The following is a 22,322-nucleotide window of genomic DNA, read 5'->3' as shown; positions in this document are numbered from 1 at the left end:
GCAACAAGATGAAAAGAAGATTTGCCTAAATCGATCCCAATTACTTTAATAGTAGACATGATGGTTCGCCTCTTTGTTTGCCTAACCCTAAGCTTAGCTTAGGGGTGAGGCGGACCATCTAATTAAGACCAGCTGTTATGCTGGTCTTTTTGCTGACAAGCTCGGCCAAATATCCAATCGGCGCGAGCAAACGAATGAGTTATAGGAATGACAATGGGCAGTGCTTAATATTTGCCCCCCAATGCGTAATTAACCCGTAAAATGCCCGCGCCAAGGACACATACTATGTTGGTGGTCATCAAGCGTTTGCTGCGTCCGTTCAATCGGCTCACTTAGCCGAAGTCTGGGACGCATAAACATTTAAGCCTAAATAAAACAACAACTAGCATCCTGCATTTAGGCAAATGCCTGACACGTTAATGCGTAACATCTTACTTTATTTTAACGTGAACAGCTGCCGCCCAATTGAAGCTCCCCGGTTTACCCCGATCATTTTGTAAAATGATTTGTATCATCAAGCGATTGAACTCACGCCAGCTGACTGGCAAGATAGGGCAAACACGGCAACAAAATATGTCATCGCCGCTGAACGTCGGTATCATCAATTAAGGAAGAGCTTGTGTTATTTGTCACTGTCACTCGTTTATTGACGAGAGCCCGCAACCTGCGAGTCAAAGGTATAGTTTTGACTGCTGTGTATATGACTAGTCTTGCCAGTGTGCTGCCGCATGCCAGTGCGACACCATTAGCTAATTCAAGCTCGCCCTTAACTCCGCAACACCAAGCCGTCACCGATGGCCCTTATGTGTTTATTAACCCAGATAACACTCATCATGCCAGCTGGATATGCGCTGATCAGTTGATCCACACGCCGGTGGAGTCACTCAAGGTGATGCAACCGCCCGCTTGTCAAAATTTACCTGAGCCAAGCTTGAATGCTGATCTTAAGCTAATCAGTGCCGACACCTACACCGGCGTCAATAACATCGTGGCGTTAAGTGATGTTCACGGCCAATTTGATGTCATGGTTCAGCTACTGCAGGCGCATGGCATTATTGATGAGCAACGCCATTGGGCCTTCGGGGATGGCCATATGGTGATGACCGGAGACATGTTTGATCGAGGCCCCCAAGTCAACGAAGTCTTATGGTTGTTATATCAATTGGATAGTGAAGCGACCGCCGCAGGTGGCAAACTGCATTTACTCATGGGAAATCATGAACAAATGGTGTTAATGGGCGACTTACGTTATATCCACCCTCGCTATCAGACCACCACGCAATTGATGAATACCAGCTATGATGCCCTCTATGACCAAGACACAGAAATTGGCCAATGGTTGCGCAGTAAACACACCTTAGTCAAAATCAATAATGCCTTATTTATGCATGGCGGCATCAGCCCTGAATGGCTCGAGCGGCAATTAAGCATTAGCCAAGCCAATCGCTTATACCGCCGTCATATTGATGACGATAAAGCGCAATTAAAACAGGACGAATTACTTAATTTTTTATTTTTTAGCAATGGCCCAACCTGGTATCGAGGCTATTTTAATCAGAGTTTAAACGAAGCCGACATCGATAAACTGCTTGCCTACTTTGACGTTGACCACATAGTCGTCGGTCATACCTCGCAAACAGAGGTGCTGGGCTTATACCATAATAAAATCATTGCCATCGATAGCAGTATCAAACGCGGGCTCTCTGGGGAGTTATTATTAATGACACCAGAGCAGTTAATCAGAGGCCATTACAATGGCGACACCCAACCTTTACAAGCGCAGCCATTAGCTCAAAAATAATTATCACCCCCGCGGTCATGGCCTTAGCTGCAAACAGTTTCTGGCCATTAGCCCACGGAATATGCCAACTAGGTCACAGTTTACTTATCCAACCGCATTCCCTTTACATTGCTTTACTCACTAGCCCGCTGAGTTTATCTACAATAGCGTCATCAGAGTCCTGACCACGAGGGACCGCTTTAACGAGACGTCTAACCTGTATGAACAAAACATCCTTCATAGTCCTATTGTCGATGCTGAGTATTGCTGCCATTGGCGTCAACCAATGGTTATCCAGCGAGTCCGCGCCCCAAACGCCATCTCCTCGTGAGACGGCCAAAAAACCCGTGGCAGTGATCACCGCCCCCGTGACTAGCCAAAGTTTACAGCAAGAGTTAAGCCTGATTGGCAAGCTCGAGGCCTATCAGTCTGTGTGGGTCGCACCGCAAATTACCGGTAAAATTGCCACGATCAATACCAAGGAAAATCAACAGGTTAAACAAGGTGATTTGCTGCTGAGCTTAGAGGACAGTCGCGCTCGTGCCACGGTAGCTGAAGCCGAAGCCTATCTTGCCGACCAACAACGTAAACTCAACGATTTCATCAAGCTCAGCCATAGCAATGCCATTACCCAAAGTGAAATTGATGCCCAGCGCACCCAAGTTGATATTGCCAGTGCTCGCCTCAGTGCGGCAAGCAGCGATCTGAATTATCACTACCTGCGAGCCCCCTTTACAGGCCATACCGGATTAATCGATTTTAGCGAAGGCAAGATGGTTAATGCCGGCACTGAGTTATTAACCATTGATAACCTATCCCGCCTCAAACTGGACATTGCCGTGCCAGAAAAATACTTATCTCAACTGCACATTGGCATGGCAATTACCGCCAGCAGTGATGCTTGGCCCCAGCAAGTCTTTAACGGTAAGGTAAACGCCATCGATCCCCGTGTCGATGCCAACAGCCTTAACATTACCATCCGCGTTGAATTTCAAAACCCTGATACCCGCTTAATGCCAGGGATGATGATGAAAGCCTTATTAGCATTTCAGCCCGTTACCGCACCGGCCATTCCGGTGCAGGCGCTAGAGTATTCCGGCACTAAACGCTTTGTGTATGTGGTCAACGACCAGCAGCAAGTTAGCCGCCAACAAGTGGTTTTAAGTCACCGCATTGATGACTCTGTGTTGATTGAATCCGGCCTCAAGGTCGGCGATGAAATCGTGGTACAAGGCTTAGTGAATATGCGCGATGGTATTAGCATTCATTCTCTAAAAACCGAGGCTGCGCCATTAAGCCAAGAGGTGGCCGCTAAGCCAAGCCACGGAGTACGCAGCTAATGTTACTTTCTGATGTCTCGGTCAAACGACCCGTGGTCGCCATCGTTCTGTCACTGCTGTTATGCGTATTTGGTTTAGTCTCTTTTAGCAAGCTGGCGGTCCGTGAAATGCCAGATGTTGAAAGCCCGGTGGTGTCAGTACTGACCACCTATAAAGGGGCTTCGGCCACCATTATTGAAAATCAAATAACTCAAACCTTAGAGGATGAAATCACCGGCATTAGTGGCATTGATGAAATCACCTCGGTGACACGCAACGGCATGTCGCGCATCACGGTCACCTTTGAGCTCGGCTGGGATCTTACCGAAGGGGTCAGTGACGTCCGCGATGCGGTTGCCAGAGCGCAGCGACGTTTACCTGAATCGGCCGATGACCCGATTGTCTCCAAAGATAATGGTTCCGGCGAACCGGCTATCTATGTCAATTTACGCTCGCAAGTCATGGACAGATCCCAGCTCACCGATTATGCCCAGCGGGTATTAGAAGACAGGTTTAATCTGATCAGCGGTGTGAGTTCAGTCAACCTCTCTGGCGCCTTATATCAGGTCATGTATGTCCAGTTAGACCCGGTACTCATGGCTGGGCGCGGTATCACCCCGACGGATATTAGCGCAGCGTTACATCGCGAAAACATTGAAGCGCCTGCTGGCCAAGTCCGCAACGACACGACTGTGATGTCGGTGCGAACCGAGCGCTTATATCAAGATGTCAGCGATTTTGAATACTTACGCGTCAATAACAGTGGCAATACTGTGTATCTTAAAGATGTCGCTAAGGTGTATCTTGGCGCCGAAAATGAAAACTCCACCTATAAAAGTGATGGTGTCATCAACCTCAGTTTAGGCATAGTTCCGCAGTCGGACGCCAATCCGCTTAACGTGGCCAATGCGGTAGCCGCCGAAGTTGAACGGATGCAAAATTACTTACCTACTGGCACTGAGCTGACGGTAAATTATGACAGCACAGTGTTTATTAAGCGCTCCATCGACGAAGTCTATTCCACCTTAGTGGTCACGGGATTATTAGTGGTATTGGTCTTGTACTTGTTTATTGGCCAAGCCCGCGCCACCTTGATCCCCGCGGTGACCGTCCCGGTGTCGTTAATATCGGCATTTATTGTGGCCTATAGCCTTGGCTATTCGATCAATTTGTTAACCCTAATGGCGTTGATCTTGGCCATTGGCTTAGTGGTGGATGATGCCATTGTGGTGGTTGAAAACATCTTTCATCATATCGAGAAAGGATCTCACCCTTTAGTGGCCGCTTACCAAGGCACTCGCGAAGTGGGCTTCGCCGTAATCGCCACCACCTTGGTATTGGTCATGGTGTTTTTGCCGATTTCATTTATGGATGGCATGGTCGGCTTGTTGTTCACTGAGTTTTCTGTGGTGTTAGCCGTAGCAGTGATTTTTTCATCCTTAGTGGCCTTAACATTAACGCCGGTGTTATCCAGCCACTTGCTAAAAGCCAATGTCGCGCCTAACCGTTTAACCCAAAAAATTAACCTGCTATTTAGTTTGCTTGAACACAAGTATCGGCAACTATTGAGTCATGCTTTGCATTGGCGCTGGGCCGCCCCCTTAGTGATCATTCTGTGTGTGGCAGGCAGTCTGTTGTTAGCTCAGCAAGTCCCGTCGCAACTGGCCCCCAAAGAAGATAGAGGCGTGGTCTTTGCTTTTGTCAAAGGCGCCGAAGGCACCAGCTATAACCGCATGAGCGCCAACATGGATATCGTTGAAGCCCGCTTAATGCCGTTACTCGGTCAAGGGGTGTTACGCTCGTTCAGTGTCCAAGCACCGGCTTTTGGTGGCCGGGCAGGCGATCAAACTGGCTTTGTTATTATGCTGTTAGAAGACTGGCAGCAGCGTGATGTCCATGCCGAACAAGCCTTAGGGATTATTTCATCGGCACTCAAAAATATCCCAGATGTACGTGTTTGGCCAATGATGCCCGGCTTTCGAGGTCACTCCAGCGAAGCCGTGCAATTGGTGTTAGGCGGCAGTGACTATAGCGAGCTTTATCAATGGGCACAGTTACTTCAGCAACAAGCCATGGACAGCGGCATGATGACGGGTGTCGACTTAGATTATGCCGAAACGACACCGGAACTGATGGCTAAGGTCAATAAACAGCGAGCGGCAGAGCTTGGGGTCAGTGTTAAAGAGATTGCCGATACCCTCGAGATTATGCTGGGTGGCCGAAAAGAAACGACCTTTGTTGAACGCGGCGAGGAGTATGATGTCTATCTGCGCGGTAGTGAAAATAGCTTCAATAACGCGGACGATCTCAATCGCATCTATTTGCGCAGCCAATTTGGCGATTTAATCCCTCTCAGTGGCATAGTCACCGTCAGTGAGATCGCGTCGGCACAAAAACTTAGCCATAACAATAAGCAAAAATCCATCACCTTAAAAGCCAATTTAGCTGCAGGTTACACCTTAGGCCAAGCCTTAGACTTTCTCGAGCAGCAAGCGATTGCACAACTGCCTGCGGATATTAATATCGGCTACAGCGGCGAGTCCAAAGATTATAAAGAAAACCAGAGCAGTATTTTAATCGTCTTCGGCTTGGCATTATTGGTGGCTTATCTGGTCTTAGCGGCACAGTTTGAAAGCTTTATCAATCCGCTGGTAGTGATGTTAACTGTGCCAATGGGAGTATTTGGCGGCTTTTTAGGCCTATGGCTTACATCGCAAGGTATTAATATTTATAGCCAAATCGGCATGATCATGCTGATCGGCATGGTGACCAAAAATGGGATTTTAATCGTTGAATTTGCCAACCAATTACGAGACTCAGGTCTTGCCATTAATGAGGCCGTGATCCAAGCCGCTAGCCGCCGCTTACGTCCCATTTTAATGACCGCCTTCACTACTTTAGCCGGCGCGATTCCATTAATTATTAGCACTGGCGCTGGTGCAGAAAGTCGAGTGGCGGTGGGCACTGTGGTCTTTTTCGGCATGGCTTTTGCCACCGTGGTTAGCCTGTTAGTGATCCCCGCGATGTATCGGCTGATCTCGGTGCATAGCCACTCGCCAGGGTTTGTTGCCGCGAAACTGGCTAGCGCCATCGAGCAACAAGCGGCAAAGCCCGAGCACGGCCACTAACGCTTATCAACGGCCAAGACAATGTCAGCCCTATGGGAATAATCTTATAGGGCGACATGATTATGGTTCACTATTCTCGCCTGTCTGTTCAGGCTAAACCGGCAACTCGACCCGCACCGGGATCCCTAACCTAACCAGTTCATCGTAAATTTTATCAAGGTTAATCAGACTGTATGTCTTAAGCTCAAGTATTGAGCCGTCTTTTAACATCAAGTGTTTCGATTGTTGTCGGCGTTGTATGGGGCTACGGCCTTGAACAACAACGATGCACTCCACCTGAGTTAACGCAAAATGAAAAGACGCTTCATAGCGGGTGCAAGGGGACACCCAAGTTAAGCCATGTTCATCGAGATTTATCCGCCATTGCCCACCATTAACAATTAGGTTAAAGCTCGGGATCAGAGTCGACAGCAACATCAAGATAGGTAGGATTGAGGCGAACCAGACCATAATATAGGCCAGATCAGCCGAGATATTGATTGCCCCAAATCCCGCAAGGTTAAGCCTTCCAGTAAGCACATCTAATAATAAGCTGGCAATAAGCCACACCATTAAGAAACCAATGACGGCCAGCAGCAGACGCAAAGCTCCCACGTAACGTGCCGATTTAACGAAGATCATTTGCATTCTCTCGGTTAAGGCTGCTCCATCAGCGGATCAATTCTTTGTCTAAGCCGCGATCGCTTGAACGCCACCAGACAAGGCAAAGCGCTGTCATCCTGCTATGATTGCCAGCGTCACAATCCGCGAGTACTTGCTCGCTACATGTTCAATCCCTGCCAATGAGCAAGCGCCACACGGACAATAAGCTCAATATCTTTATTATGGCTTGAGTGGGTATTCATCTCGTTGCCATCGGTACAATATTCGCTCACTGGCATTAACATAAACGGCTTTAACCTGCTCTACAAGTAAGTTTTTTCAGCAGATACTTCTCCTGCTAAACCAGCTAACATAAAAACCTGCCCGCGAGGTCGTATTCAGGCCAATCCGTCACAATAAGCCAACAGCAACGGCGCTTCGGTCATGATGTGGCCTGCCATGACGTTGTTTAGCCACTCCCTTGCTGGTTTATCGGCATTTGTGCTTGTGGCTAACAGCAAAAGGTCGTCAAGCATCTCACACCATGAATATGGTATATTCAGACAATACATTGGATTATCGTGCGGTCACTGTGAAAAAAATTGCTATTTTTGTCGACGTGCAAAACATCTATTACACCTGCCGCGAAGCCTATGGTCGCCAATTTAATTATCGACACTTTTGGCAAGAGATACGGGGACAAGGCGATATCGTCACGGCCTATGCTTATGCAATCCATCGCGGCGATGATGGCCAGATGAAGTTCCAAGATGCGCTGAAGCACATAGGTTTTGAGGTCAAACTCAAACCCTTTATTCAACGAAGTGATGGCTCGGCCAAGGGCGATTGGGACGTGGGTATCACTATCGATATTATGGAAGCCGCGGCCTCAGTTGATCGGGTGATCTTGTTATCTGGTGATGGCGACTTTGACCGCTTACTCAGCCATATTCATCATAAATACTCGGTTGAGACCCACGTATTTGGGGTGATGAGTTTAACCGCACAATCCTTAATGAATAGTTGCCAGCAGTTCAACGCCATTGATGCTCAATTACTGTTATAACCGAGATAACTCGCTATGGCATGGCAAGGTTCGCGATTGTTATCCTATCCATAAGCTTGGCAGCCCAACATACCAGCCAGCTTGGCTGACTGGTAGCTGTTGATGCATTCGATGGGTTACCTACGCGCTCGCAACCGAATGATGAGTGACTAACGTTGGGTGGAGTAAGTTATCGTGCACTGGGCAGCGATGACAGACGCGATCTAAAAAGGCAGCCTTTTCTTCATCGCTTATATCAGCATCTATGTCTGCCTGAATATCTATCTGTTTAAAGCCCACAGGGTCATCCGTCGCTTGCCCTAATAAACCGGCTGGATTCATCACCGCTTTCACGTGAATATCAATGCCCCTTAATGCCAGTTTTTCATCGCGGGCAGCCATCTTAGCAATGGCAGAAATACAGCCGGCCAGAGAGAATAAAAATGTCTCGAGTGGATTCGCGCCTTCGTTGGTCGCCGTCGGTTGATCGATCACTAAGGTATGCTCACGTACTTGCGCCGTCACTTTCCAACCAGCGCCCATGTGAGTGCTTACTTCTACAATTTTTTCAGCCATAATAACCCCTTGAAAATAATCAGATTGAATGTCAATGACCCGGTCAGACACATACTTAATAAGAAAAATCTAATGGATTGATTGGAGTTTGTCAGAGTCAAATCCGGCTGTCAAGAACTCTTCATTTTGGTTTGTAACTCTTGCCAATGCTGTTCCAGTTCGACGGCCGTCAGCGGTGAACTGAACCATTGACCTTGGATCTTATCGGCCCCCATTTGCACCAGTCTGTCCCAAATCTCTTGGGTTTCAACCCCTTCAACGGTTACCGCAAAACCGAGACGTTTTGCCAGTTGAATACTGGTTTCTAAAATCGCGGCGCCTTGGTTATCGGTGAGAATATCATCAAGGAAAGCCTTATCGATTTTAACCTCATCAACTGGCAAATGTTTAAGGTAAGCTAACGAGGAATAGCCAGTACCAAAGTCATCGATGGCTAATTGCACCCCAATCGCGCGTAAGCGGTGCAATACTTCCAAGGTTTTATCAATATCAGCCATTAAATTACTTTCGGTAATTTCAATCATGATTTGCCGTGGCGATACCCCTTGGCGAGATAAACTGGCCAATAAATCTTCTGACAAACTGAAATTATCCAAGTCTCGGGTGGATAAATTAACCGCCACTTGCACATTAACGCCGGTTTGTTGCCAGTGCTGTTGCTGCACAATCACCTCCGCCAACGCCCATTCACTGACTAGCTCGATAATGCCGGTATATTCAGCCAAAGGAATAAATTCAGCCGGTGATACATAGCCTAAACTGGGGTGATTCCAGCGTAGCAATGCTTCAACTTGGTTACAGCATTGATTTTTTATATCCCACTTAGGTTGATAGACTAAATAACAGTCATGGGTAGTCAGACTCTTAGGTAAGTCATGGATTAAGCGCAGCTCTCTTTGTTGCAATTGATCCATGCCCGCCTCATAGGCGGCTATTTTGTCTCGGCTACCGCGCGCTTCTTTTAAGGCTAAATCCAAGCGTTTCAGCATCACGCTGACGTCATGATGATGCTCTGGTAATGTCAAATAGCCCAGTTGTAATTTGAGACCAATCGGGGTGCCATTGATGAAAAATGGTTGTTGTAAACTTTGGCGCAAGGCGAGCACTTGGGTTAACGACAATGCCTGATTGAAATATAAGAAAAACTCGTCACCATCTAATCGAGCCGTAATGTCCGCTGGGGCTTCAATTTTGAGCAAGCGTTCACTGAACTCTTTGATTAAGGTGTCGCCAAATTCAAAGCCAAACAAGTCGTTGACATAACGAAACCTGTGAATGTCGAGTAATATCAATACACCTGAACTCATGGGCATCATGCCCATTAACTGACGTTTTAAGCCTAAGCGATTCGCAAGCCCGGTCAATTTATCAATTCCAGATTGATCGTTGCGGCTTTGCATCAGTTGTTCAACTTGGGTCAACAAGGCACTGTCTTGTTCGGAGAACTGTCGGCGAGTTAATGGTTTACGATTGGAAGGTGCTTGGAATTTATTATGTAAATGAGCCAGTAAATCAATAAAATACTGATTTTTTTTGGACTGCATCCACCACAGTCCAATGACAACAACAAGCGGTAAGATTAACCACACAAGCGGTTACTCATAGCTTTGTCGGATTGACTCATATAATTGAACAAAGCTGTCATCTAGTAATTCCTCTTCAGTCACAGGTAACCCTCTCTCGACAAAGGCATCCATGCGTTGTCTATAGTGATCACCGGCACGTAACTCACCGGCATAAAAAGCGCCTGCCCGAATAAAATCGATATAGCTCACTTTTTCAGGGCAATAGCTCAAATCCGACCAGCGGGTCACCACCTCGGTGACTTCATCCGAAAACTCCCAACTTGATAATACAGAGCGGCCTATTGGCCCTTGCAACTTACGCACAACTTGACGCAGTTTATCAATGTCAGTGAATAGATCAGGATCAGCTTCCGCTTCCGTCAAAATAGGCAAAGCGCCAATATTATGGACTAAACCCGCCAAGGTCATGGTGTCGATATTAAAGCTTTGTTTACCATGTTTAGCTTGATATTTATTTAGTATGGCACAGGCTGCGGCGGTCACATTAATTGACGTTTGCCATACTTCGTCCATGACTTCCCAGACCATTTCATTGGTCGAAATAAATAACTGCTCCATCGCAATAGAGGTGGCTATTGACCGAATCTGTTGTAACCCAATACGGTTAACTGCACCACCAATATGGTCGACAGGAACGCCACGACTATATAACGCACTGTTGGCAATTTTAATCAAGCGGGCGGTAATGGCGGCATCTTGACCAATCACATCCGCAACTTGCTTTAGACTACTGCTATCGCTCGAGGTGACCTCTTGGACTCGCATTGCCACCTCAGGCAACGTCGGGAGCACCAAGGTATCCTCTTTTAATTTTCGCAATAAACGCACTAAGAGCTGCTGCTCAATCGACATGTCACTTCCTTTTAAAACGGCTTCCTCAACGAATTATATCAGCTATAAAGCGACAGAATTCAGCATTTTTTTCATATCAATTTAGTGTTTATCGCTGTTTAGTTACAAGCTTAACATTTTGACACTTCCAGCTTGCCACCAAGATCTGACTGTGCCTGTTATATTTGCATCAAGGGAGTATCATTGAGTAAAATGCCCGCCCTATCACAGTAGCCGAGATTTGCACCACTGCGCAAACCGCTGCCGCTGATATTTCTGGGTCCTAGATCCGCCAGCACTAACCCTACTGAGAGTGATTATGTTTAAACCAGAGCTTTTGTCCCCCGCTGGGACACTGAAAAACATGCGTTACGCGTTTGCCTATGGCGCCGACGCCGTTTATGCAGGGCAGCCAAGATATAGCCTTAGAGTTCGCAATAATGACTTCAAAATGGAAAATCTGGCACAGGGCATCCAGGAAGCCCACTCTTTAGGCAAGAAATTATACGTGGTCAGCAATATTGCACCGCATAATGCCAAACTCAAAACCTATATCAAGGACATGGAACCTGTGGTTGCCATGAAGCCAGATGCCATTATCATGTCCGATCCAGGTCTTATCATGATGGCACGCGAAGCCTTCCCTGATCAGGTAGTGCATTTATCGGTACAAGCCAATGCGATTAACTGGGCCTCCGTCAAATTTTGGCAGACCCAAGGCATTAAACGGGTCATTCTATCCCGTGAATTATCACTGGATGAAATTGAAGAAATTCGTCAGCGTTGCCCAGACATTGAACTTGAAGTCTTTGTTCATGGGGCATTATGTATGGCGTATTCAGGCCGTTGTCTGCTGTCTGGCTATATTAACAAGCGCGATCCTAATCAAGGCACTTGCACCAATGCCTGTCGCTGGAAATATGATGTTCACGATGCCAAACAAGATGATAGCGGTGATATCGTAGCGATTCATCCTGCGGCATCAACCTTAGGCGCCGGCGAGCCCACGGATAATATCTATCTGTTGCAAGAATCAGGACGTCCTGGTGAATACATGCCCGCGTTTGAAGATGAGCATGGTACTTACATCATGAACTCTAAAGATTTGCGCGCCATTCAGCACGTAGAACGCCTGACTAAGATGGGCATTGACTCGCTGAAAATTGAAGGCCGCACTAAGTCTTTCTATTATGTGGCTCGCACGGCACAACTGTATCGTCAAGCGATCGATGATGCCTGCGCCGGCCGACACTTTGATGGCAGCTTATTAGCGCGCTTAGAAGGCTTAGCTCATCGCGGCTATACTGAAGGCTTCTTGCGCCGTCATGTCCATGATGAGTATCAAAACTATGATTATGGCCATTCAATCAGTGACAGCCAGCAGTTTGTCGGCGAATTGACCGGTAAGCGCAACGATGACGGCATGGCCGAAATCGATGTTAAAAACAAGTTTGTGCTAGGCGATAGCCTCGAGCTGATGACGCCCCAAGGCAACATCAACTTAACCTTAGATACCCTCAAAAACCGTAAGGGTGAATCGATTGAAGCTGGGTTAGGTTCAGGGCATATGGTGTATATGCCAGTGGCCAAAGAAGTGGAGCTAGATAAAGCTATTTTGCTGCGTAATTTGCCCGAGGGCATGGATACTCGTAACCCGCACAACACCCAAAAATAATCCCCCTCTTCGCATGCCAGTCGTTAACAACTGGCATGCGCCTAAAACCGATAGTAAAACATCGCCAACAAACCACTCCCCCGCGCGAGCCAATCACACAGGCGCACAACGTCACCCCGACCATGCAAAAGCACCACTCCCCCGCGCGAGCCAATCACACATTTAATCAAGTACCTTAGTCAACCATGTATTTCCTGTCTTCATAAACCATTACAGCCTGTGTCTGGTTGACACTACGCATCAAAAACACTGAGCCATATATTTTATTCGATACACCTCCTTTATGTATTTATACGATATTAATTGCTGAACATATAGCGCGGCAACAATAGCGACATTAACGCGCAAAACACCTGTATAAAAACGTATCAGTTCTCACTAATAAGCGACTTTTTCTTAGGGCGTTTTATGGGAGAAATAAGAAATATTTAACTTCTTTACAGATACTTACAAGCAAAGCCCCCCACAATCTCCCCTGCTATTTGTACCGTGCTTTACCCCCGAATACTCCTGTCGCTAATTCTATTTATGGTCCTAAATTAACTTAGCCAACGAGGCAAGTGCTACTCACCTTAAGGCCAATTAACTACTTACCCTTACATAAAATAGAGAGACATATTATGAACAACCAAAACAAACTTGAAATAATTGAAGAAACCATGCTTGAAAATATTTCTGGTGGCCGTGAAGAATCATTCTGCCTTGAACTATGCTTTGAATTTTGTTTATCCCTCTGCTTTGAAGAATAATTAACTATCATTGACCTATTAATAAAAAGGAAAGTCTGATGAACAACATCAACAATGAAAAAATTGAGCTTATTGAAGATACCTTACTCGATAACATCTCTGGTGGCCGCGAAGAATCATTCTGTCTTGAGCTTTGCTTAGAGTTTTGTTTATCACTCTGCTTTGAGTAGTAATATATATTTATCCAACTTAACACCTAAAAGGAAAATATTATGAACACTATTAATAATGAAAAAATTGAAATCATTGAAGACACGTTATTAGACAATATCTCTGGTGGACGCGAAGATGCATTCTGCTTTGAACTTTGCTGGGAATTTTGTTTATCCATTTGTTTTGAAGCGCAGTAGATATTGAAAAGCAATGCCCAGAGTCAAGGCTCTGGGCATCGACGAGGAGTTAATCATGATACAAACTAGTTTAAATGAAGTGATGGCTTACCGTAACTCAGCAGTAGAGTCGCGCTTTGTCAAAGTCTACGGTGTCAGCGACCATGAAGCCCATACCATATTTGCCAGTACCAAAAAGTGGTTGTGGCTATGTTATCTCAGACGTCAATTAAACATCGAAAGTGGCTTAACCATAGATACTCCTTTGGTTGTCATTGATGAGATGTGGCATAACTTTATTTTGTTTTCAGATGATTACTTTCATTTTTGTAAGAAATACTTTGGTCACTATATTCACCATATGCCGACAACAAAGCAGATGGCAGAATCACAACTGGCGTTAATGGAAAATAAAACGCCCCAACAAATAACCCAAGAGTTGATGGACAAAAAACGTTGGCAATATGAATTTGTCTATGACCATTTAGGAAAAGAAGAATTTTTGCTTTGGTATAAAGAATACCCTAAGAAATATACACCGGGCTCGCTCATGTCATTAGCGTTATTACACGTGCAAAATCAACAAGACAGGGAAGTTCATCCAGACATAACCCTTAGCTCTGCCCTGACAGATAGTATGTTGGCGTCAAAATATTAGCGATTCAAGCTCACTGTGGCACCGACATGAATCACGACAAAGAAATAACTGAGTCTATGGGTCCTAACATCGAGGTTTTCAAATATGAAACATCCAAATATTGAACAAGTCCTGACTTATCAAAATCAGAATGTTATCGACAGGTTTATTAAACTCTATAATGTTGAACAAACCGAAGCCGAACAACTTTTTGATGATGTCAAACGTTGGTTATGGCTAGCATCCAAAACTGATTCACTGGGGATCAATAAACCATTAGTGATAGATTCTGCCTTAGTTGTCATTGATGAGATGTGGCATAACTTCATGTTATTCACTCGAGAATATTGTGCATTCTGCAACGAATATTTCGGTAAATACCTTCATCACGCTCCCTTTGCTCAGGTTAATGCGCGCCAGCAACAGAAAATCGCCACCGATGGGTCAGATAATAAACAGGCCTTAATCGCGAAAAAACGTTGGCAATATGAACTGGTATTTGACCACTTAGGCAAAGACACCTTTATTCGCTGGTTTCAACGTTACCCGCAGCAATATACCAGCTTGTCGTTAGCGCAAAGGGCATTAACCGCTGAAAACCAGCGTACCCAAGCCTTAAAAATCGAAATCGAAAAACGTAAAACCAGCATGGCTGGGGCGGCGTAGTCCCCTAATATCCGCATATCCGGAGGTGTGTCATGAAAGCCGATAATCAAAGCCAGCAATTATTTAGGCAAGAAGTATTGAACAACAAGGGTAGCAACACCTTGGGTGGCGTGTTACTTAGACAGCCTAAAGAATATAAGTGGATGGCATCATTGCTGCTGGCAGTGGTCGTTATTGCATTAACATTGTTGGTGTTTGGAAATTACAGTAAATACGCCAGTGTCTTTGGGGTGATTACTGTCGATAAAGGTCTGGTAAAAATCAGCGCAGGTAAGGAGGGGCATTTAGTTCAGCAATTGGTTAAAGAAGGCGACAGGGTTGAAAAAGGCGATTTACTGTATGTGATCTCAACCGACCGACACAGCTCTTTCGACAACAACCTCGACCAAACGATTCTTGAGCAACAACTGGTAATAAAAGAATCGTTTAAGCGCGACATTCAGTTAGCCGCCGAAGCCTTCGCCATGGAGCTCGCCCTGCTTGACAGTAAAATCGCGACCAAGCACCAAGAAATCGCGCAGATAAACCAGCAACTTGAACTGTATGATCAGCGCATCCTTTTATCTGAAAAGGGGATAGCACGCAATCGCCAATTATTGGCCGCAGGGCATACTAATCAAGCACAAATTGACATGATGCTCGAAGATCATTTGTCATTACTCAGCAAACGTAATGACTTGCAAATGAAGCTGGTCACGACCCAAGCCGCTTACTCTGAGATGCAAGCCAACCTCGACAAAAAACCTGGTGAATTTGACGAGCAACAAAATCGTCTCAAGCGCAACTTAATTGAAAATGAACAACGTACCGCCGATATCTCATCCAATATTGATTATCGTATCTACGCACCGTTAACTGGCATTGTCGGCAATCAATTTACCCACGTTGGTGAATTTATTCGAAAAAGCAGCGTCATGGCCAGTGTGATCCCTGAAGATTCTCAGTTACAAGCGGAATTATATGTCCCTGCCAGCTCGATTGGTTTTATCCAATCAGGGCAATTAGTCACCATGCGTTATAGCGCTTTCCCTTACCAACATTTTGGCCTGCAAAAAGGCACTGTCATTAGCGTAGCTAAAGTGATTTCTTTGCCCGAAGAACTGGAAACCAGCGTCCAGCTTAATGGGGCCGTTTATAAGGTGATTGTGGCACTCGAATCACAATCGGTCAGCACTCAACACCGCGATATTGCGTTAGGTATAGGGATGGAACTCGAAGCCAGTATCCAGCTTGAACAACGCACACTGATGCAATGGATTTTAGCGCCAATTTACAGTTTGAGGGACAGTTAACATGTCAACACTCATCGATAGAATCAATTTTAACGGCCGCAATAATTTGCCCGTTATCCAACAAACTGAAGCCGCAGAGTGTGGCTTGGCCTGCATGGCTATGGTGGCCGCATTTTACGGCCATCATATTGACCTGCATCGATTACGCCAGCAGCACAGAATATCCATTAAAGGCTCGACCTTAAAAGGCCTCACTCAAGTGGCGGCTAAACTTGGCTTCACTCATCGCGCCATAAAATGTGATCTAGATAGCTTGGAACAGCTCAAAACACCATGCATCTTGCATTGGAATATGGATCACTTTGTCGTCTTAAAAAAAGTAAGTAAAAAACAATGTGTTATCCATGATCCTGCCTCAGGTGCTCGAACGGTTTCCTTTGATGAGGTCAGCGCCAACTTCACCGGTGTCGCCCTCGAACTCAGCCCAAGCCATGGCTTTACACAGCAAAAAGAAACCCCGCAAGCGCGCTTATCCAGTTTTTGGAGTAATCTAGAAGGCTGGAAACAAGCCCTGTTGACTGTGTTTATTTACTCGATGATTTTGCAGGTGTTTATTCTAGCAACGCCGATTTATATGCAAGTCACCGTCGATGAAGTCTTAATTGCCAACGATACCAATTTACTCAATATTTTAGCGATCGGCTTTGGCGCAATTTTATTAATGCAAACCCTCTCTACCGCGTTACGCTCTTTATTGATCATGCTCCTTGGCAATCAGATGTCACTGCAAATGAACGCTAACTTGGTCAACCATTTATTTAAATTACCTATGGATTACTTTGAAAAACGTCACATCGGTGATGTTGTCTCGCGGTTTCGCTCGTTGGAATCCTTAAAAAATCTGCTGACGACCACCTTAATCGAGAGCCTAGTTGATGGCATTTGTGTTATCGGCCTCTTGGTGATGATGTATTTATACAGCGTAGAACTCATGTTATTGGTGCTGTTGGCTTCAAGTTTATATTTATGCTTACGTACAATTTCTTATCGAAAACTAAGAAACGTGAATCGAGATAACATCATTGCCACGGCGCGTAAAGACAGTAATTTTATGGAGTCAGTGCGTGGCATGCAAAGCATCAAGCTATTCACTAAAGAAAGTGACCGCCTCAATTTATTCAATAATTACAACGTAGAAAGTGCCAATACTTCGATTAAAGTCGAGCGTCTTAGAGTCATGTTTAGCTGGACGAATATGTTAATTTTTGGCCTTGAGAACATTTTGGTCATCTATTTGGGCGCAAACATGGTGATGGATGCCATCCTCTCGGTGGGTATGATGTTAGCCTTTGTCTCTTATAAGACCCAGTTTGAGCAAAAAGTCGCGAACCTGATTGATAAATTTATTGAATTTAAAATGTGTTCGTTACATTTAGAACGCCTCGGGGATATCACCCTCACAGAGCAAGAGCAAGATCTCGGCGAACAAGATGATGAATTCCAAGTCACAGGGGCACTGTCGTTGAATAACATTCACTTTAGTTATTCAGATGAAGATGTCGATGTACTCAATAATGTCAGCCTACAGGTTAACCCTGGCGAGTCTATCGCGATTGTCGGGCCATCCGGTTGCGGTAAGAGTACCTTAATGAAGGTCATGTTAGGCTTACTGAAACCACACAGTGGCACTATCAAGGTCGATAGCCGAGATATTAGAAAAAGTGGTCTCATCAATTACCGTAATCAAGTGGCAAGCGTGATGCAAAACGATCAGTTGTTGTCAGGTACTATCCTTGAAAACATCACCTTTTTCTGCCAGCAACCCGACAGAGAATGGGCTGAAGAATGTGCCAAACTCGCTGGCATAGCTAAAGATATTCAATCGCTACCCATGGGGTATCGCTCCTTGATTGGAGATATGGGCTCGAGCCTCTCCGGTGGTCAAGCGCAGCGATTATTACTGGCGCGCGCGTTATACAAAAAACCGAAAATCCTCTTCTTGGATGAAGCGACCTCAAGCCTTGATTTAGCGGCGGAGCAACATGTAAATAAGGCCATTAGGATGCTCAATATAACTCGGGTAATGATTGCACATCGACCCCAAACCATCATGTCGGCCGATAGGATTATTCGCTTTGCTAAGGGCGAATGTATTGAGATTAGCAAAGATGATTATCGCGATCGCAAAGGAGTACCACCGCAAGAATTATCTCGGGCTAACCTAAACCAATAGTGCAATACAGCCCGTGTATCGCCATGCTATCTCAGGGATGAGAGCAACCGCAGAACCTTTACCTATCACCAATACTCGCTCAGCCATGGCGTTATCAATTGGCGAGTTAACGACTCGTGTTTTCGTCCTTAGTGCTGGCAGGTTCTGGTGCCTCGAGGGCATTGGGCTCATCTGTGGCCGAGGCGGTTGTTTGCTTAATCATTGATTTACTTTTTCGCTCTTGAAAGCTTTTTAAATTTATTTCTAATTCCTCGCGAAACAAGCTTTTTCCTTGGCATTTTTGCAACACATAATTACAAGTCCTCACCACAGAACGCCAACGCGGGTTTTGCGGCAAGGTGTTCAAACTAAAGTACCTCTCCATCGCCCGGGCTCGAAGGCGGCCATCATCGATAGCCACATTCCAAATTTTACTTTGCTGAGCCAATTCTAGCTTGCCGGTTTGAGTCGATTCCTCCCACATCAGCAACGCTTGGTGCATTAACTCGACGAGTTGAGTTCGCACCAGTTCATCGTTATTGGCCTCATTGGTTTCAACATGAGCAAAGGCTGATATCTGAGGCGCTGGTGCACTTGGCGGTGCCAATGCCTCAGCGCCTGTCGGTTCAATCGGCGCAGCTGAGTTGCCGATGGCATCAGCCGAGACTGGCATTTTGCTGTCCTGATTGGTGGCGCTAACCAGACTGACATCCGCATTAGCATCAAACTGAACATGACGATGTCGAAACCAGTGTATGACGATCGCCATCACCACTAACAAGATCAGCGCGACACTCAGCAGTAACCATGGCCCCCACATAGGGAGTGGTTCGGGCTCAAAGGTAAAAGTGCTACGAATATTTCGCGAATGAATAACATCTTTCAAATTTAACTGAGAATTAAGGGTCTGCGCATAGAGGCGCCAATAGCGGCTGGATGCTTGATAATCTTTCGTCTTTTCGCTCAGTTTTGCCATCGCGGTGTACAACAACTCTTGCAATTTAAATTCATTATCATCCACAATCAATGTATAGGCGGTATCGAAAGCGGCAAAGGCTTGTTGATATTTACCTTCCTTCTCCCAAATAATGCCTTGCACATACCAAAATCTTGGATTTTTTTCAGAGTTTTGCACCAGATTAGCGCTTAGTTTTGATTGTTCTAACCAATGTTGCGCTTGTGAGGTTGTTTGGTTATTAACGGATATCTCAGCCAACAATACATATATATCGGCTAAAAAACGGAATGAGTTTAGCTGTGTTAATTGTTCTGCCGCTTGAGTTAATAATTCAATGGCTTTATCAGTATCGCCATTGAGATAAAATGACTCACCGAGATTTGATAATGTTTGCGCAGCTCTAAGGGGTTGACCAATTTGGCTAAATAAAACATAAGCACGACGATAAGATACAATCGCCTCATCATAAGCCTCTTTATCCCGGTATATGGTCCCCAAGTTATTTAACACACTTGCCTGCCCTAGGGTGTGGTTTTCTATCCCGTGTAAATCATAGCTTTTTTGCAATAACTGCGCACTGGTTTCCAAGTCACCATACACATGGTAGATGTTTGATAAGTCATTATAACCTAGAGCAATTAACATATTACTCTTTAGCGAAACCGCCAAAGATAACGCCGATTCAAAATAACTGAATGCATCTTCATAACGGCGCAGACTAAAATAGACTACGCCCAATCGCCGTAGGGTTTTGGCTCGTGTCAGCCCCTGGTTATTCGCCGCATCCGTCAACAACTGCTGTAAAATTCGCTCCGCTGAGTTTAAATCACCGCTCATTTGATACAGTTTTGCTAATCGTAATGAAATCGGCATTACCAATGGGCGTACTATCCACTAGGCGCTCACACGATAAAATGATCTGACTCTTATCTAAATTTGATACCTCTTCAGATTGGCAGTCATTATTGGCCAAGGCGAAAGTGGATACAGTATAACAAATGGTCGACAGCAACCAAACAATGAACGATTTACTCAGCAATGTCATAACCACGTCCCTCGCTTTTATGTATTCTTCTAAGAATAATTCCTTAACGTCACTCAAACGCCATCATAGCAATGACCAATTGTGTAATAACACATATTAATATTGAATGCTCAATATCGGCACTGCCATATATCTTTCTATTTCTCCTTATCATTAAGTATTATGAATAAGCGCTACACCCCTACTTTAGAACTAGTCAGCAAAGATATATTTCACATGCTAATAGTGTATCAGGTAAATACTGACAAACACGGAACAAATTAACGAGCAACCAGACCAAACACTCGCCTCAAACCCCTAGACAACAAACAATAGTTAAATCGTAAAATAGGCTAATTATCTGGGAATGTTTTCAAAAAAATCAACACGAATTTATATAGTTGCAATATATAGAAGCCATTCGACACCCTATAACTTCGTCCTTATTCGAACCCGAGAAAACCCTTACTTTTATCGGATTAATGGACCACATTTACATCCAAGCAGCAGGCTTAAACAGTTAATATTTAATGACAGCATGTATTCCACTATGAGTTCGACAACAATAAAGAGGTAGCAACATGAAAACTATTAACAAACAACAATCAGTGACCAATATTGAATTAGATCAGGAACAACAAGATAGACTAACGATGATCGAGGATGCCCTATTAGATTCCGTATCTGGAGGCCAACTGGCCGATGACGGAATATGTACTGGCCATCAATTCTGCGAGATGCCACCTGATCGTAACAATAACTAAATTGCAAGCTGAAATCGCTCATTGTTTATTGGTATTTTTATCAATTTAATCAGTCACTTTAATTGTCTAAGGCACAAGTTTCGCTAGTCTGCCTTAGACAATTTGTCTATTCCTTGCCATGGTGTACATGGTATTATCTCGCGCTATTTTACCCATATTACGTGAACAAGGCGCTTTTCCTCGGTGAACGTCTATCAACGCCCTGTTTCACCTGAGAATTACCTAAAGAGCAAGATCATGGCATTATTAATCGATGACAGTTGCATTAACTGCGACATGTGTGAGCCTGAATGTCCCAACCAAGCCATAGCGATGGGGGATGAAATATATGAAATCGATCCTGCGCTCTGCACTGAGTGCGTTGGTCATTACGATAAACCTACGTGCGTTTCGGTTTGCCCTATCGACTGTATCGATCCCGATCCTGACAGAGTTGAGTCGCAAGATCAGCTGTTGATAAAATATGCCAAGATCACTGGCAAGATTTAAAATCACTTCTTATGCATAACCAAGCCCTTTCGAGGGCTTTTTTAGGCGCCAATTTCGGCTTTCCCCTAAGATTATATGATAGATATTGTTGATCTTGCTCACAAATGTTAGATTATTTTTTAAGGATTATTTGAACAAAATCGCTGGAATTTCGATGAAACTTAAACGGATGTTTTCCTGGCTATTGCTACTATCTAGCGCAACATGTTTGCTAACTATCTTTATTGACCAACTGTTTTTCAAACAATTAGCCATTATCGATCCCTTGGGGATTGTTGTTCTCGGGTTAATATTTGTGGTGAACGTGATGCGACTTACCAGTACACAACCGCCGCCATAACGGCCAATGGGGGTACTCAGTGCGAATAAATTCTAAGCAAAGTCAGTAAATATTCACTAAAATAACCGCACTGAATAACACTGGAGCAACTGCAAGATGAATTTAAGCAAGTCGGCACTATTATTGACTACCTTGATAAGTAGCAGCGTGATTGCTGCAGAACAACCTCAATCGAGCGCAAACGATACCGTTAAACGCAAAGGCCAACAGCAACACGAACGTCACGTTGACCAAACTAAGAATATTGTGATTGTCGAAGAGATCTTAGTATTTGACGACACTAAGCCAGCACGTAAAGGTCAGCAACAACATTTGCGCCAAGTGCATTCCGCCAAAGGGACTGCTAGCCACACTCCGGTGGTGATCGATAAGTAGGCGACTAGGCGTTAACCTTAACCGT

The 22,322-nt window shown here is 45.0% G+C and carries 21 protein-coding genes; 15 read left to right on the top strand and 6 right to left on the bottom strand.

The features are described 5' to 3' along the window. Positions 1–700: 700 nt before the first annotated feature. The 3 genes from KU855_RS04685 (at position 701) to KU855_RS04675 (ending at position 6,227) form a co-directional block, all read left to right on the top strand. Positions 701–1,801, top strand: coding sequence for a metallophosphoesterase (locus tag KU855_RS04685; protein ID WP_218529148.1), 1,101 nt, complete (start codon positions 701–703; stop codon positions 1,799–1,801). Positions 1,802–2,001: 200 nt separating this feature from the next. After that, the gene (locus KU855_RS04680; RefSeq protein ID WP_218529145.1) at positions 2,002–3,120 is read left to right on the top strand and encodes an efflux RND transporter periplasmic adaptor subunit; all 1,119 of its coding nucleotides are present in this window, start codon (positions 2,002–2,004) and stop codon (positions 3,118–3,120) included. Then, positions 3,120–6,227 (top strand): multidrug efflux RND transporter permease subunit, encoded by a 3,108-nt coding sequence (locus KU855_RS04675; protein ID WP_218529144.1) that lies wholly within the window; start codon positions 3,120–3,122, stop codon positions 6,225–6,227. Before KU855_RS04680 ends, KU855_RS04675 begins: the two co-directional genes overlap by 1 nt. A gap of 93 nt (positions 6,228–6,320) precedes the next feature. Here KU855_RS04675 and KU855_RS04670 read toward each other — a convergent pair whose 3' ends face one another. Next, on the bottom strand, positions 6,321–6,848 hold the full coding sequence (locus KU855_RS04670; protein WP_218529143.1) for a hypothetical protein: 528 nt from the start codon (positions 6,846–6,848) through the stop codon (positions 6,321–6,323). Positions 6,849–7,401: 553 nt separating this feature from the next. Here KU855_RS04670 and KU855_RS04665 point away from each other — a divergent pair. Beyond that, entirely contained in the window at positions 7,402–7,875 is a 474-nt protein-coding gene (locus tag KU855_RS04665) for an NYN domain-containing protein (RefSeq protein ID WP_218529147.1), read from the top strand. A 120-nt stretch (positions 7,876–7,995) separates the two neighbouring features. Here KU855_RS04665 and KU855_RS04660 read toward each other — a convergent pair whose 3' ends face one another. From KU855_RS04660 to KU855_RS04650, 3 genes are all read right to left on the bottom strand, one after another. Beyond that, positions 7,996–8,430, bottom strand: a complete 435-nt coding sequence (locus KU855_RS04660) for an OsmC family protein (RefSeq protein WP_218529142.1) — start codon at positions 8,428–8,430, stop codon at positions 7,996–7,998. Positions 8,431–8,540: 110 nt separating this feature from the next. Continuing rightward, positions 8,541–9,974, bottom strand: coding sequence for a bifunctional diguanylate cyclase/phosphodiesterase (locus KU855_RS04655; protein WP_218529141.1), 1,434 nt, complete (start codon positions 9,972–9,974; stop codon positions 8,541–8,543). A 51-nt stretch (positions 9,975–10,025) separates the two neighbouring features. Beyond that, a complete protein-coding gene (locus KU855_RS04650; protein WP_218529140.1) occupies positions 10,026–10,868 on the bottom strand; it encodes an HDOD domain-containing protein in 843 nt (280 codons plus the stop codon). 298 nt (positions 10,869–11,166) lie between these two features. Here KU855_RS04650 and yegQ point away from each other — a divergent pair, with 298 nt between their 5' ends. The 8 genes from yegQ to KU855_RS04620 all read left to right on the top strand — a co-directional run bounded on the left by yegQ (position 11,167) and on the right by KU855_RS04620 (position 18,368). Further along, on the top strand, positions 11,167–12,522 hold the full coding sequence (gene yegQ / locus KU855_RS04645; RefSeq protein ID WP_218529139.1) for a tRNA 5-hydroxyuridine modification protein YegQ: 1,356 nt from the start codon (positions 11,167–11,169) through the stop codon (positions 12,520–12,522). Positions 12,523–13,142: 620 nt separating this feature from the next. Then, on the top strand, positions 13,143–13,271 hold the full coding sequence (locus tag KU855_RS18820; protein WP_256260875.1) for a hypothetical protein: 129 nt from the start codon (positions 13,143–13,145) through the stop codon (positions 13,269–13,271). Positions 13,272–13,309: 38 nt separating this feature from the next. Further along, positions 13,310–13,441 carry a hypothetical protein gene (locus tag KU855_RS18815; protein ID WP_256260874.1) on the top strand — a complete coding sequence of 44 codons (132 nt, stop codon included), beginning with the start codon at positions 13,310–13,312 and terminating at the stop codon, positions 13,439–13,441. 42 nt (positions 13,442–13,483) lie between these two features. After that, a complete protein-coding gene (locus KU855_RS04640; protein ID WP_218529138.1) occupies positions 13,484–13,621 on the top strand; it encodes a hypothetical protein in 138 nt (45 codons plus the stop codon). Between the two features lie 55 nt (positions 13,622–13,676). Then, complete coding sequence (locus KU855_RS04635; RefSeq protein ID WP_218529137.1) at positions 13,677–14,258, top strand: hypothetical protein; 582 nt, start codon at positions 13,677–13,679, stop codon at positions 14,256–14,258. An 84-nt stretch (positions 14,259–14,342) separates the two neighbouring features. After that, a complete protein-coding gene (locus tag KU855_RS04630) occupies positions 14,343–14,903 on the top strand; it encodes a hypothetical protein (RefSeq protein ID WP_218529136.1) in 561 nt (186 codons plus the stop codon). A 32-nt stretch (positions 14,904–14,935) separates the two neighbouring features. Further along, the gene (locus KU855_RS04625; RefSeq protein WP_218529135.1) at positions 14,936–16,195 is read left to right on the top strand and encodes an HlyD family secretion protein; all 1,260 of its coding nucleotides are present in this window, start codon (positions 14,936–14,938) and stop codon (positions 16,193–16,195) included. A gap of 1 nt (position 16,196) precedes the next feature. Further along, the gene (locus tag KU855_RS04620; RefSeq protein WP_218529134.1) at positions 16,197–18,368 is read left to right on the top strand and encodes a peptidase domain-containing ABC transporter; all 2,172 of its coding nucleotides are present in this window, start codon (positions 16,197–16,199) and stop codon (positions 18,366–18,368) included. 106 nt (positions 18,369–18,474) lie between these two features. Here KU855_RS04620 and KU855_RS04615 read toward each other — a convergent pair whose 3' ends face one another. After that, positions 18,475–20,142, bottom strand: a complete 1,668-nt coding sequence (locus tag KU855_RS04615; RefSeq protein ID WP_218529133.1) for a tetratricopeptide repeat protein — start codon at positions 20,140–20,142, stop codon at positions 18,475–18,477. Further along, positions 20,132–20,350, bottom strand: a complete 219-nt coding sequence (locus tag KU855_RS04610) for a hypothetical protein (protein WP_218529132.1) — start codon at positions 20,348–20,350, stop codon at positions 20,132–20,134. Before KU855_RS04610 ends, KU855_RS04615 begins: the two co-directional genes overlap by 11 nt. 560 nt (positions 20,351–20,910) lie before the next feature. Here KU855_RS04610 and KU855_RS04605 point away from each other — a divergent pair. From KU855_RS04605 to KU855_RS04595, 3 genes are all read left to right on the top strand, one after another. Then, on the top strand, positions 20,911–21,093 hold the full coding sequence (locus KU855_RS04605; protein ID WP_218529131.1) for a hypothetical protein: 183 nt from the start codon (positions 20,911–20,913) through the stop codon (positions 21,091–21,093). Between the two features lie 237 nt (positions 21,094–21,330). Continuing rightward, positions 21,331–21,582 carry a YfhL family 4Fe-4S dicluster ferredoxin gene (locus KU855_RS04600; RefSeq protein WP_218529130.1) on the top strand — a complete coding sequence of 84 codons (252 nt, stop codon included), beginning with the start codon at positions 21,331–21,333 and terminating at the stop codon, positions 21,580–21,582. 436 nt (positions 21,583–22,018) lie between these two features. Continuing rightward, a complete protein-coding gene (locus KU855_RS04595; RefSeq protein WP_218529129.1) occupies positions 22,019–22,297 on the top strand; it encodes a hypothetical protein in 279 nt (92 codons plus the stop codon). The last annotated feature ends 25 nt before the right edge of the window (positions 22,298–22,322 follow it).

Source organism: Shewanella sp. NIFS-20-20, from assembly GCF_019209865.1.
In the GTDB taxonomy this organism is placed as follows: Bacteria; Pseudomonadota; Gammaproteobacteria; order Enterobacterales; family Shewanellaceae; genus Shewanella.
The sequence above is the reverse complement of the archived record's forward strand: the minus strand, read 5'-3'. Positions and strand labels throughout refer to the sequence as shown.

Bases quoted from the DNA above. Each gene is read 5' to 3' on its own strand.
- KU855_RS04685 (WP_218529148.1), top strand. From the start codon at position 701: ATGACTAGTCTTGCCAGTGTGCTGCCGCATGCCAGTGCGACACCATTA.
- KU855_RS04680 (WP_218529145.1), top strand. From the start codon at position 2,002: ATGAACAAAACATCCTTCATAGTCCTATTGTCGATGCTGAGTATTGCT.
- KU855_RS04675 (WP_218529144.1), top strand. From the start codon at position 3,120: ATGTTACTTTCTGATGTCTCGGTCAAACGACCCGTGGTCGCCATCGTT.
- KU855_RS04670 (WP_218529143.1), bottom strand. From the start codon at position 6,848: ATGATCTTCGTTAAATCGGCACGTTACGTGGGAGCTTTGCGTCTGCTG.
- KU855_RS04660 (WP_218529142.1), bottom strand. From the start codon at position 8,430: ATGGCTGAAAAAATTGTAGAAGTAAGCACTCACATGGGCGCTGGTTGG.
- KU855_RS04655 (WP_218529141.1), bottom strand. From the start codon at position 9,974: ATGCAGTCCAAAAAAAATCAGTATTTTATTGATTTACTGGCTCATTTA.
- KU855_RS04650 (WP_218529140.1), bottom strand. From the start codon at position 10,868: ATGTCGATTGAGCAGCAGCTCTTAGTGCGTTTATTGCGAAAATTAAAA.
- yegQ (WP_218529139.1), top strand. From the start codon at position 11,167: ATGTTTAAACCAGAGCTTTTGTCCCCCGCTGGGACACTGAAAAACATG.
- KU855_RS18820 (WP_256260875.1), top strand. From the start codon at position 13,143: ATGAACAACCAAAACAAACTTGAAATAATTGAAGAAACCATGCTTGAA.
- KU855_RS18815 (WP_256260874.1), top strand. From the start codon at position 13,310: ATGAACAACATCAACAATGAAAAAATTGAGCTTATTGAAGATACCTTA.
- KU855_RS04640 (WP_218529138.1), top strand. From the start codon at position 13,484: ATGAACACTATTAATAATGAAAAAATTGAAATCATTGAAGACACGTTA.
- KU855_RS04635 (WP_218529137.1), top strand. From the start codon at position 13,677: ATGATACAAACTAGTTTAAATGAAGTGATGGCTTACCGTAACTCAGCA.
- KU855_RS04630 (WP_218529136.1), top strand. From the start codon at position 14,343: ATGAAACATCCAAATATTGAACAAGTCCTGACTTATCAAAATCAGAAT.
- KU855_RS04625 (WP_218529135.1), top strand. From the start codon at position 14,936: ATGAAAGCCGATAATCAAAGCCAGCAATTATTTAGGCAAGAAGTATTG.
- KU855_RS04620 (WP_218529134.1), top strand. From the start codon at position 16,197: ATGTCAACACTCATCGATAGAATCAATTTTAACGGCCGCAATAATTTG.
- KU855_RS04615 (WP_218529133.1), bottom strand. From the start codon at position 20,142: ATGAGCGGTGATTTAAACTCAGCGGAGCGAATTTTACAGCAGTTGTTG.
- KU855_RS04610 (WP_218529132.1), bottom strand. From the start codon at position 20,350: ATGACATTGCTGAGTAAATCGTTCATTGTTTGGTTGCTGTCGACCATT.
- KU855_RS04605 (WP_218529131.1), top strand. From the start codon at position 20,911: ATGAAAACTATTAACAAACAACAATCAGTGACCAATATTGAATTAGAT.
- KU855_RS04600 (WP_218529130.1), top strand. From the start codon at position 21,331: ATGGCATTATTAATCGATGACAGTTGCATTAACTGCGACATGTGTGAG.
- KU855_RS04595 (WP_218529129.1), top strand. From the start codon at position 22,019: ATGAATTTAAGCAAGTCGGCACTATTATTGACTACCTTGATAAGTAGC.